Raw genomic sequence first — 12,677 nt, forward strand, 5'->3', positions numbered from 1 at the left:
TGAGCGGGAAAAGAACAGTAATATTTATAGCGTTACGGTGCCGGTAGAAAAGGGCTGGTACTGTGACTGGAAATTGAGTAATGTTGAATTTAAACTGAAGTATNGGAGCGGGAAAAGAACAGTAATATTTATAGTGTAACGGTGCCGGTGGAGAAGGGCTGGTACTGTGACTGGAAACTGAGTAATGTTGAATTTAAACTGAAGTATAAAAAAAAGAATAATTTTTATGAGGGAAGACAGGATACTGCCTTTAAAAGAATAATATTCCGATTTGATGATCATCAGCCTGGTGCAACGAATGGATTATTTGACAGTAGGTATGGTAGAAGGGAAGTAATTAATGAAGATATTTACCCATTTAAGATCGAACATCATATCATTGGGGATTTTAATGAATTAAGGTTTACTGGTCGAAGTTTTTTTTATACGTATCAATTTGAGCGTGATGTTGAATATATTTTTTTTAAACCGATTATACATTTTAATGAAGTGGTTACCTGGATAGATCCTNATGAACCTCAGCCAGGGAGGAATAAAATAATTAACGAGGAATTTTACCCTCGAAAAAAGGAAAACCATTTAGTCGGAAATCTGGTGACGCTTTCATTTACAGGACGGAAAAATTTCTACGCATATAGGCTTGATAGCGATATTGAACGTGTCATTTTCAGGCCAGTTATACATGTTAATGAAGTGGTTACCTGGATAGATCCTTTAACCTGGGGGCATGGTGAACAGGTAAAACTGGTTTATCCGGATGGTTCAGTCGAGCTTGGAGAAACTGAACCTGATTTCGAACGACTGCAGAAAATCAGTAGTGAACGCAAGGCATCGGCAAACTAACACTCAGTAGATATATATTTGCCCAAAATGTAACAATTAATTTAATCAAGGATTATGCCAAACATTGCTAGTTCTTCAATGTTTATAGTGGTTCCAAAATACAATCATTATATTAAATGATTGGTGAGATTATTTAATAGATATTTTATTAGGAGGTTCATTATGTCAAAAGGTTTTGTTTTACTTGGTGATAAAACGACTCATGGAGGAAGTGTGATATCTGCATCTTCCACGATGTTTGTTCAAGGTAAAAAAGTAGTTCTTCTGGGTGATATGGTCAGTTGCCCGATACCATTCCATGGTATTAATCCTATTGTTGAAGGTTCATCAGAATGGTTTTCTGATGGTAAACCGATAGTTGTCGATGGATGCCATAGTCTGTGTGGATGTCAGGTTATTTCAAGTGCGCCGGAAGCATCAATAGGATAAAATCATGGGCTGGGAACGCCATAGAATTATCACGCCCGTAGCTCCTGAACCCCTCTCTCTTTGGCGATGGACACTGGTCGGTATATTATCAGTAATAGTAAGCATCTTACTTTTTGTATTGCATGCAACAGAGCATCTGTTTTTTATTAATGATGTCAACATCTGGCTGGTTTCACTTTTTCCAGTGTTTCTGTGGTTAATAATTGCCAGTATTAGAGGGTATTTATACGGGCGGGCGCTTGAATATTATGAGTTTTTGCAAAAAGAAATATTGATTTCTCAGCGTGAATGGCAGTCTTGGGGGCAGCGCTCTATTGTCGTGGTGAATAGCTGCGTATTGCTACCAGAGAAAATAACTGTTGCAATGATTACGGATAATCCAAAAAATATTGAGAACCAATATGGTTTTGTTCATCGAATCAATTATTTACCTCAGGTCAAAAATCAATGCCATGCCGCGGGTGTTTTGCTTAACACTATCGCTGAGTCTCTGAGCATATTACCGACTGGCATTCCTCTGCATGTAACTCTCGTCGCAGATGGTTCAACTGAAGAAATTTGCTTACTGCAAACCAACTTTCATCGCATCTGGCAGACAAGTTTACCTGACAAGCTGCAGCCTTCCTCTGTACGGATTGTCACTGAATTTCCGTGCCACCGACTGGATACTATCCTGAAAAATGCTGAAGTCAGAAGCGATCTTTTTCTGATTATACAATTTAATGGACAGGATAAATATTCTGATGGCATGGCTGTTTTTCTTTTAACCAGTGATGATGTTGCGCGCTATTACGGTTTGGAAGGCAAATGTCGCTTATTGCGTCCAATGCCCTTGGATAAATCGCGTTTGCCGCAAGATTTAACCACTTTTATTACTACACAGGTCAGTGCGAAAAAAACCAGGACCATTGTGTCTGATTACCAGTCAATTGCTTCGTTGAGTACGCAACTCTATCCAATTGCTCATGAAAACAGTGTTCATTGGCAGGTTGAAAACACCATTGTTCTTGAACGATTTATGGGGATCCCCGGTCCATTTTCCGGTTGGCTATGTGCTGGTGTGACCGCTGATATGTCAAAGCAATACTCAGCACCATATTTGATCGTTTCTGTTCAGGAACAACAGCCATATATCTGTACCGTTTTACCCTGGAGTGATAATGAATACGACAAGCCATCTATGGAGTAGGGGAAGTCAGGCTGCTTTGTTTTTGTTAATCCTGGCGGGATTATCATGGCTGGCGAATTGCTTTGGTGAGTATCTGGGCGCAGATTCACCTATGAAGAAATTTCTCTTAGTTGTAGCCACGGCAATTTTAATTATTTTGATTCGCCTGTATCCACATATCAGCCTTTATGCAAGGGAGCATCTGTTTCGCGTCAAAGAGGAAAACGTCGGTGTTTTTCCTGAAAATGAATCCCGAATCGAGGAAACACTCTCCAGGAATATGCGGATAGGGGAAATTCGTGATGTACTTAAAGAGAATTACGGCCGCCGCTGGCGCGCCAAAATGCGTATTCTGCTGGTGATGGGGGATGCCTCTCAGGTTGAGCTATTGGTGCCAAAACTCACCTCTCTGCGCTGGGTTGAAGGGGATGGCGTGGTGTTAATCTGGGGAGGTAGGCTCACTGAAACGCCAGATGCCTCGTTGTTTGATGCGATACGCAAGCTGCATCGGCGCCCGCTGGATGGGATTGTATGGGTAACCCCCACTTTTCAGCACCAGCAGGCATTGGTTCAATCGACACCCGTTGTCTCTTTAACCGCAGAACAAATAGATAATGCCGCCCGCCATCTTCAGGCTGTTTTTACCACGCTTCGCTGGCGAGTGCCGTTATACCTTTGGTCGCTGCATGGCGCTCAATTCGTCCGGGATGACGTAACCCTGCACTCTGTGACGTGTTTGTTCCCTGCTGGATGCACCACGGCGTTATGTCGTTCGCAGTTGACCTCGCTGGCAATGCAGGTGGCGGAGCAAGGCACGCAGCAGGTTACGTGCAATATCCGCGATAACTTCTTACTGAAAATGGCTAATTTGCTGATACCTGGAGCAGAAGCCATCAGCGAATCGTTGTCCACTTTTTTCAGCCCGCACCGGCCTCTGCCGCTGGCGGCGGTCATCCTGAGCCAGTATGCGGAAAATACCTCATCGCGCGTTGCGCATGCCTGGATGCGTGATGATCGCTGGCGTGCGTTGCTTGATTCACTCCCTGCGTTACCAGCTGGACTTAAGGCACAGCGTACAGGCCGTTCAGGGATGCGCGTGTTGGCCGTCTGTACAGCCAGTTTGATGCTGCTATGGGGGGCAGGAATGGTGGTGTCTTTCCTGGCGAATCGCAATCTGATCGGCGAAAGTCTGGATCAGGCGAGACTGGCTGGCGGCCCGGATGCACCGCTCGCTGAGCGTTTTACGGCGCTATCTGCTCTTCAGCAAACGCCAGGCATGCTTCGCTGGCGTCAGCAGAATGGGGTGCCGTGGTACTACCGCTTCGGCTTAAGCCAAAATGATGCTCTGCTGGATGCGCTATGGCCGCGTTATACGCGTATCGCTATTCCGCTCCTGCGTGATGAAGCCGCTCAACATCTCACTCAGGAATTAACGGCTTTAACCCGACTGGCTCCAGACAGCCCACAGTTTGCCGCTCGGGCAAAAATTGCCTACAACCAACTGAAAATGTATCTGATGCTCTCCCGGCCTGAACAGATGGAGGCGTCATTTTTTAGTCAGACGTTGATGCAAGACTGGCCGGAGCGAGCAGGTATTTCGCGCGCATCATGGCAGGGCGTTGGGCCTGGACTTTGGCAATTCTGGGGAGAACACCTTCAGGCGCACCCTGAATGGAAAATAGCAGCCGATAAAAATCTGATTAGCCAGGTGCGAACGCTGTTAATTCGTCAGATGGGGATCCGCAATGGCGAAGCCGCCCTGTATCAGAAAATCATTGAACAGGTAACGCCGCATTACACCGATCTTCGTCTGGAAGACATGACAGGTGATACCCGGGCAGAGCACGTATTTTATACCCGGAATTCGGTTGCTGGCGTGTATACCCGCAAAGCCTGGGAAGAAGAGGTTTTGCCCGCCATAGAAAAAATCGTCAACAACCGCCGGGAAGAAATGGATCAGGTGCTGGGGGATGATACGCATTCTGCAAGCGATCCTCTCTCTCCACAGGCGTTAAAGGCGCGTCTTAGCGAGCGTTACTTCACGGATTTTGCCGACAACTGGCTCGATTTTCTCAACAGTATTCGCTGGAAGCGCACCCAGACGCTAAGCGATGCCATCGATCAACTCACGTTGATTGCAGATATCCGTCAGTCTCCTCTGGTTGCGTTAATGAATACCCTCGCCGTTCAGGGACGCACAGGGTTAACCGGTGAAGCGCTGTCGGACTCACTGGTGAAGTCGGCAAAGGATCTGTTTAACACGAAAGAAAAGCAAACCATTGACCAGCATGCGCGGGAAGAAGGCCCTATGGCGAGTACCTTCTCGCCAATTCTGGCATTGATGGATGAACAATCGGCTGGGCAGGATATTAGCCACCTGAGTCTGCAAACCTACCTGACCCGGGTAACGCAGGTCAGACTGAAACTCCAGCAGATTACTAACGCTGCCGATCCGCAGGGAATGAGTCAGGCTCTGGCGCAAACGGTGTTTCAGGGCAAAACCATCGATCTCACCACCACGCGTGACTATGGCAATCTGGTGGCGGCCAGTCTGGGGCAAGCATGGAGTGGATTCGGTCAAACGATGTTTGTTCAGCCGCTGGAGCAGTCATGGCAGCAGGTGTTGCAACCGACCGCGGCGGGCCTGAATGCGCAATGGAAGGCGCTGATTGTGAATGACTGGAACAGCGCATTCGGCGGACGTTATCCGTTTCGCGATGTTGGCAGTGAGGCTTCTCTGCCGCTGCTGGCGCAATATCTGCGAAGCGATAATGGTCGGATCCCGCATTTTCTCGAAAGCCATTTAAGCGGTGTGCTGCATAAACAGGGTAGCCACTGGGTTGCCGACACGGTGAATGCTCAGGGACTGGTGTTTAATCCGGTGTTCCTCGAGGCGGTGGACCAGCTCAGTCAAATTGCGGATGTCGCATTTATTCGTGGAGAAGCCGGGATGCGTTTTGAACTGCGTCCTGGAACGGCGCGGGATGTGATGCAGACTGACCTCGTGCTGGATGGGCAGAAACTCACCTACGTTAACCAGATGCCAGCGTGGAAAAACGTTGTCTGGCCTGCCGATACGCAAGCGTCAGGGGCAACCCTAAGCTGGGTGAGCACCAATACGGGAACCCGGATCTACTCAGATTACCCCGGTACCTGGGGATGGATAAGACTGCTTGAGAAAGCGGAGATAACCGACAACGCTGGCGTGAGCAGCGGTTTTAATCTGCGCTGGACTGCGCAGGATGGATTGCCGCTGAACTACACCCTGAGAACGGAAGCGGGTGAAGGCCCGCTCGCATTACTCAAACTCCGCGACTTTGAACTACCAGAAGCAATTTTTATTGTTAGCAGCAAGATTTCCTCAGAGGAAGAAGAATGAGCGCTCTGAAACGCCTACTGGCTGCCAGCACGGCTTCGCCAGATGAACAACCGCAACTAATGGAACAGGCGCAAACGCAGACTGCGCTATGGAAAAACTGGCTATTGCCCATTTCAGCAGCCAATCCCGGTGGTGAAGATCCAGGCTATGACGATGATTTTCAGCGTATGCGAGAGGAGGTGAATAAACTTTCTGGCGCGCAAACGGATCTCATCATTGAGCTCGCGGAAAAAATTCTGACCCATACCTGTAAAGATGTCCGTGTTGTCACCTACTACACATGGGCGCGTTTGCATCAGGATGGTGAGTCCGGCCTGGCGGATGGTCTGATTTTGCTGGCTGGCCTGATGCAGCAATATGGCGATTCTCTCCATCCCTTAAAAGCCAACAGCCATAAGGCCGCCCTTGAATGGCTGGCAGGCGGACGGATGCTGGATAGTCTGGCGCGTTTTCCCGAGGTTTCACGACCTGACACGCAACGGATTGCCGGTGCGCTGATGTTGCTGGAGCAGCAGTTTAGTCAGCGAGAGGAGAGCATTCGTCCAGGACTTGGGGCGTTGTATAGCGCGCTGGAAAATCGGCTGGCACAGTCTGGCGGCGCTCAGGCATTGGTACCGCAAAATATCAGTGCTCAACCCAGCCGGCACAGCGCAGAAAACCTTGTCCTCAAAAGTATTGCTTCTGGCCGTGAGCTGCTGGAACAGGCACGGTTGTTGGCGAAATACTTAAGCGATCAGCCGGATGGCTGGCTGGCGGCGCATCATTTGATGAAAAGCGTGCGGCTCGACACGGTCAGCCAGCTTCCTCCGCCAGATGGCACCGGACGTACACGCCTGGAATCGCCCAAGAGTGATTACCGCGCGCAGCTCAAGCGTCTGTATTTACAGCAAAACTGGACTGAACTGATTGAGTTAACTGACAGCTTATTTGTTGAGGGAGTGAATCATTTCTGGCTGGACGTGCAGTGGTACCTTCATCAGGCGTTAACCAGGGCGGGTTCGCCATGGGATAAAAATGCCACGATTATCATCAGCGATCTGAAAATGCTGCTACATCGGATGCCGGGTCTGGAAACGCTGGCTTTTAACGACGGAACTCCCTTTGCTGATGACGTTACCCGCGAGTGGATAGCCCGTGACGTGCTGCAGGAAAGTAACTGGCAGACGGAAAAAGTCGCCGCGATTACCGCAGGGGCAGACGACGATATTCTGTTACTTGAAAGCGAGGCGTTGGCGCTGGCGGATAGCGAAGGCGTTGAAGCCGCGCTTGCCTGGCTTCAGACTCGCCCCGGCATTATTTCACGTCGACAGCGTTGGTTACGCCAGCTATTGATGGCCCGTCTGACCGAACAATGTGGGCGCAACGATCTCGCGTTGCATTTGCTTGGCGAATTGAATACGACAGCACACTCTCTCACCCTCAAACAATGGGAGCCAGAACTGCTGTTTGAAGTCAAAGCGCGACGGTTGAAACTTCTGCGTTTAAAAGCCAACCGCAGTGAAGGTGACAAAGCGCGTCTGGCGCCAGAGATGGACTCCCTGTTGTCCGGTTTGGTCGCCATTGATCCCGCCAGAGCTGCCGTCTTGTGTGGCTAAAACTAAATAAGCGAACTGTAAAATGGAAGATTTAACTCTGCGTTATTATGACGCGGAAATGCGTTATTTAAGGGAAGCGGCAAAAGAGTTTGCACAGGCGCATCCGGATCGTGCTGCGATGCTGGATCTGGATAAAGCCGGCATTCCCGATCCGTATGTGGAGCGATTATTTGAAGGTTTTGCATTTTTGATGGGACGCTTGCGCGCCAAAATAGATGATCATCTCCCTGAATTTACCGAAGGCTTGATGAGTCTGCTGTGGCCGCATTATTTACGTACCATTCCCTCCTTAAGTATTGTCGAGCTTTTACCTGATATTGATGTACTGAAAATGAGCGAACGGATTAATGCGGGGTTTGGCGTATTGTCCCAGCCCGTTGGCCCGAAAAAAACGGTATGTCAGTATCGTACTACTCAGTCCGTCACGCTTAATCCGTTGTCTGTCATGGCAGTGAATATAGATGCCGAATCTGACGGACGCTCGGTTATCCGTATGCGAATAAAGTGCAACCCACAAATGGACTGGTCGCAAACCGATCTGACACGCCTCAGCCTTTACCTGAGCGGCGACGCGCCGGTGACGCACACGCTGCACCTTGCTTTGACAAAGCGTCTGGCCTCTCTTTATTTGAGACTCCCCAACAGCGTAGAACGTATTCGACTGGAGGGTTATTTTTCCCCGGGTGGATTTGCCGGTGAAGACAGTTTATGGCCAAAAGGCGATGCGGCGTTTGGCGGCTGGCAATTATTGCTTGAGTATTTTACGTTCCGTGAAAAATTTATGTTTGTCCATCTTAACGGCCTGGAAAAGGTAACGTTTCCTGCCGGTATAGATTGTTTTGAAATAGAAGCGGTACTGACTCAACAGTGGCGTTCTGAGCTTCCTCTGGGGAGTGAAAACATCCGTCTTCATTGCGTGCCGGTTATTAATCTCTTCACGATCGAGGCCGATCCGCTGGTCGTTAATGGTCTGGAAAGCGAATATTTGCTGCGTCCGCGCAGGTTGCAGGATGGCCACACGGAAATTTATGCAGTCGATGCGGTTTCAGGTTCACAGCGAACGCGTAATGCTGTTTATGCTCCTTTTACCAGCTTTCGCCATAAGGGTGGCATGATGCGCCAGAACGCGCCCGAGCGTTATTACCATACTCGCGTCAGACGCGGCGTATCCGGATTATATGATACCTGGCTGATCCTCGGAGGAGATGCCTGGGAGCGGGATCGTCTTGCTGAGTATGAAACCGTGTCATTGAAAGTGACCGGCACAAACGGTCAGCTACCCAGACGAGCTTTGCAGAGTTCATTGCTTAATCGTTGTGAGCAGATCCTCCAGACGCCGCTTGCCGTGCGTAATCTGTGTAAACCGACTCTCCCCGCTTATCCTCCCGCAGAGGACCGTTTTCACTGGCGCGTGTTGAGCCACCTGGGATCCAGCTTTCTGAATATGATGGCCAGCGCTGAAGTGCTCAAAGGAACGTTGTCTCTCTATAACTGGCAGGATGATGAGCTTAATTATCGTCGTCTGGATGCGATCATGGATGTTCAACAACATGAAATACAGCGCTTTGAAAAAGGATTTCTACTCAGAGGTGTGGACATAGAAATAACGCTTGATGAGAACGGATTTACCGGTGAGGGAGATATTCATCTGTTTGGAGAAATGCTTAACCGCTTTTTTGCATTATATGCGGATATTCATTTGTTTAATCAGCTTACTTTAATCATACAGCCGGCAGGGAAAAGCTTGCGATGGAAAGAGAATCACAATCAGCGGCTACCCGGCTGCTAAATAGCCTTGGCGAAAACCTGCCTCGTACCAATTTTTATCGTTTCTGCCAGTTGCTGGAACAGGGGAACCCGCAAGCGCCAGGTCCTGGGAGCCAACAAAGTCCGCGCTTCGATGCCATTCGTTTTCGCCCTCATCCGGGGATGGGGTTTCCGGCGGGTGAGCTTAAAAGTGCAGAATATGATCCGCAGCAACCCACACTGCCGCCAACGGTTCGGGTCACTTTTATGGGGTTGTATGGCGTGGAATCGCCGCTGCCGACAACCTATCAGGATGATATCGCCCAGCGTCAGGAAGGTTCGGACGTTGTCGCTGAGTTTCTGGATATTTTTAATCACCGCTTAATCACGCAGTTTTATCGAGTCTGGCGTAAATACAGTTATCCAGCGACCTTTCGCTCCGGCGGTACAGATGAAACATCGCAATATTTACTGGGGCTAATCGGGTTGGGGATTCCAGGATGCGCCACACAAACGGAAGCCCCGTTATCGCGTTTTTTGGCGCTGTTAGGAATAATGAGAATGCCAACGCGTACGGCGGAAGGAATATCCGCACTGGTTTCTTTATTATCGCCAACAACAAATATCACCGTGACCCCTCATGATAAACGCTTAATCCTGCTGGATAAGGCGTTAAAAATGAGTGCGCGGCAACCCGCCAGCCTCCATTCTCGACCGGTGATGGGACATAGAGCCGTAGATATTAACAGTCAGGTGCTAATTACTCTGACAACGGATGTTCCCGATGAGGTTCGCGATTGGTTACCCGGTGGTCAGCTTTACCATGATTTTCTCGCGCTGATGCACGTTTATTTAGGTGCCAGAGTGAATGCGAGGCTGCAATTACGTATTCCTCGCTCGGCGCTTCCGGATGCTCAACTTACCAGTCATAAAAGCGAACGCGCGGTACAACTCGGCCGCACGGCTGTCATGCGTCTGGATAATCCGGAAATTAAGAATCAACTCATAACGATTAAACTTGGGCTCTGGCAGAGCCTTAGTCAACACGATCAGCGGAGGGAAGCCGATGAGACTGGCGATTATCGCTATTAATTTTGCCGTAATAACCGCAATGACCAGCCAAATCACCGGATGTGGTCTGACACAAAAAGTATCTGAAGGCACAGTGTCATTAACGAAGTCAATTTTTTATAAGGAAATTAAAATATTGCATTTGGATCTTTCCGCCAGAGAAGCTGCTAATAAAAATGCGCAGGGCATCGCGCTTTCAACAGTCGTACGTATTTACCAACTCAAAGATCGTAAAGCATTTGATTCGGCAAACTATCAGTCTTTATTTGCGCAAGACAGCACGGTGGTGAACGCAGATTTATTGGCTCAGAAAGATATTCGGGTACGTCCTGGTGAAAGCGTAACTGTCGATATTCCACTCGAAAAGGAAGCGCAATATGTTGGTGTGGCGGGAATGTTCATTTCTCCCGATCAGTCTGAGGATTCATGGCGTGTCGTATTAGGTCGTGAAGATCTCGATTCTGATAAAGCGCGAGTGATTGAATTAAATTCTCAGGCTCTGGTTCTTCAGATGCAGGAGGACGCGTCATGATTAAACGGCCTTCTCTTTATGACATCTTGTTGGGTAATTTTTCCGGTGGTTTTCCTTTGCACGGAGTCAGTGAAAACACACAGGTCATCTTGTCCGTTCTGGATAATATGCAGCGAATTTTGAATACCCGTGCCGGTAGCCTCAAACATTTACCCGACTACGGTCTGCCGGATATGACCAAAATCCTCCAGGGTATGCCAGGAACGGCACATCAGCTTATCAGCACGCTTTCTCAGGTTTTGTTGAAGTATGAACCGCGGCTAAAAGGTATTCAGGTAACGATGCAGAAACAGGAAACGCCGGGGCATTTGCGTTATGCAATCGATGCTGAACTGCAGGACCTTGGCATTGTTCGCTATGGCACAGACTTTACCCCCGAGGGGCGGGTTCTTATTCGCCATCTTAAGAAGCAGGGCTGGCTTGAGACGAGAGTGTACTGACATGGAAAAGAATCGCATCACCACCGGTGGCGACCCGCGTGCTTTTACGGAGTTCGGGCAGTTACGCGATGAAATCAGCAAACTGACTCACCCCGCGCGCCCGGATGTTGACTGGCACAACGTTGAACAGTTAAGCCTGACATTGTTTCGTCATAACGGCGTCGAACTGCAAACCCTGGCCTGGTATACCGTCGGCAGAATACGTAATGCGGGCCTGATGGGGCTTGCCGAAGGCGCGGAACTCATGGAAGCCTTATTGACGCACCACTGGAGTGCTATATGGCCGGCGCAGACGCATGCCCGCGTTGAGATTCTGGCATGGCTGTCTGCCCGTTTACAGCAAGAATTGCGTACGCTGACGCTGTCATATGCTGATTTATCAATGGTGTATCGGGTTGAACAGAGTTTAAAACATGTCTGCGAAGTGCTGCAACGGCTTGAGTTGAAAGCGCTGAGTAAACTGGAGGCTGTTGTTACCTGGATGCACAATGCTGCTTTGCGCCTGGAGAAGGCTGAAGCGGATTCGGGAGCGGCCGCTGTGATGATACCGGCTTCAGGTGCGACCATTAACGTTGAGACGTCTTTGCCACAGTTGGTCTTTGTGGTTAATGCACCCGTGTCACCAGAGCAATCGGGCGCAACGGTTTTTGCTACTCAAAACGAACAGGGAACCCGACGGATGTGGTTAGGGTTTGCTATCGGTGTCATGGTGACTGCGTTCGTAAGTACAGGTGCTTTTCTTGGTATCACTCATATGCGCGCCGACGGATATGAACTCGTGAAGCCATTGCCGCAGAGGCTGACGCCAGAGCAATTATCCACCCTGAGGCAATCTTCAGATTTGCAGGAGCAGAAGCAGGAAATAATTACCGCAACGCAAGGGCAATTGGACGTTTTACATGACCTGTCACCTCTATGGTCGAGGGAGTATGCCGCATCATTAGCGCAACAGTTAGTCACCCTGTGGCCGGAGGAATCGCAGACTACGACATTCGTTAGTGGGTTACAGAAAGCGTTAACCACGGAAGCGTTGCCGGAAAGCGCTCTGCAAAACTGGCATGATGCCCAGCAGGGTCTGGAAGCGTTAACCGCCAGGCTAAATACGCTTGATGAACGCAAAGGTAAATATCTGACGGGGTCGGAGCTGAAATCAGCCATTTTCACTATCCGCCACCAGCTTGACCAAACGCCGCCGACAGAAGAGTTATTGCGTCAAATAGATGAAGAATTAAAAAAGCAGGGGAGTGTATCACCCGCTTTGTATCAGCAGCTCGATATGCGGATTAATCAGCTTCTTAATCGTTATGCGCTATTGAAACAAAGCGCTACGGGGAGTGAGTAAATTATATCAAACAAAAGCAAAAACCCGCCTTGTGGGCGGGTTCTTCTAAAATTTTGGTGCCGGACTCGGACTAACGCCGTGGCGTTGAACAGCGCGCTTGTCGCGCTGGCCCCGCAGGGGTGAGCCGCTGGC

The 12,677-nt window shown here is 49.3% G+C and carries 9 protein-coding genes; all 9 read left to right on the forward strand.

Annotation, left to right across the window (positions count from 1 at the left end):
• Positions 1-1,005: 1,005 nt before the first annotated feature.
• The 9 genes from FDX19_RS10125 to FDX19_RS10165 are packed head-to-tail and all read left to right on the forward strand — an operon-like array spanning position 1,006 to position 12,545.
• Positions 1,006-1,272, forward strand: coding sequence for a PAAR domain-containing protein (locus tag FDX19_RS10125; RefSeq protein WP_137382597.1), 267 nt, complete (start codon positions 1,006-1,008; stop codon positions 1,270-1,272).
• A gap of 4 nt (positions 1,273-1,276) precedes the next feature.
• On the forward strand, positions 1,277-2,461 hold the full coding sequence (locus FDX19_RS10130) for a hypothetical protein (protein ID WP_137382598.1): 1,185 nt from the start codon (positions 1,277-1,279) through the stop codon (positions 2,459-2,461).
• Positions 2,433-5,819 carry an ImcF-related family protein gene (locus tag FDX19_RS10135; RefSeq protein WP_212734708.1) on the forward strand — a complete coding sequence of 1,129 codons (3,387 nt, stop codon included), beginning with the start codon at positions 2,433-2,435 and terminating at the stop codon, positions 5,817-5,819. The genes FDX19_RS10130 and FDX19_RS10135 overlap by 29 nt, the downstream gene beginning before the upstream one ends.
• Positions 5,816-7,414, forward strand: a complete 1,599-nt coding sequence (tssA, locus tag FDX19_RS10140) for a type VI secretion system protein TssA (RefSeq protein ID WP_137382599.1) — start codon at positions 5,816-5,818, stop codon at positions 7,412-7,414. The genes FDX19_RS10135 and tssA overlap by 4 nt, the downstream gene beginning before the upstream one ends.
• Positions 7,415-7,436: 22 nt before the next feature.
• Entirely contained in the window at positions 7,437-9,203 is a 1,767-nt protein-coding gene (gene tssF / locus FDX19_RS10145; RefSeq protein WP_137382600.1) for a type VI secretion system baseplate subunit TssF, read from the forward strand.
• Positions 9,164-10,252: a type VI secretion system baseplate subunit TssG gene (gene tssG, locus FDX19_RS10150; protein WP_137382601.1), complete on the forward strand. Its 1,089-nt coding sequence runs from the start codon at positions 9,164-9,166 to the stop codon at positions 10,250-10,252. Before tssF ends, tssG begins: the two co-directional genes overlap by 40 nt.
• Positions 10,227-10,763, forward strand: a complete 537-nt coding sequence (gene tssJ, locus FDX19_RS10155) for a type VI secretion system lipoprotein TssJ (RefSeq protein ID WP_137382602.1) — start codon at positions 10,227-10,229, stop codon at positions 10,761-10,763. The genes tssG and tssJ overlap by 26 nt, the downstream gene beginning before the upstream one ends.
• Positions 10,760-11,203, forward strand: a complete 444-nt coding sequence (gene tssE / locus FDX19_RS10160; RefSeq protein ID WP_137382603.1) for a type VI secretion system baseplate subunit TssE — start codon at positions 10,760-10,762, stop codon at positions 11,201-11,203. The genes tssJ and tssE overlap by 4 nt, the downstream gene beginning before the upstream one ends.
• A gap of 1 nt (position 11,204) precedes the next feature.
• A complete protein-coding gene (locus FDX19_RS10165) occupies positions 11,205-12,545 on the forward strand; it encodes a VasL domain-containing protein (protein ID WP_137382604.1) in 1,341 nt (446 codons plus the stop codon).
• Positions 12,546-12,677: the final 132 nt, after the last annotated feature.

The organism is Citrobacter sp. wls619, assembly GCF_005281345.1.
Classification (GTDB): Bacteria; Pseudomonadota; Gammaproteobacteria; order Enterobacterales; family Enterobacteriaceae; genus Citrobacter.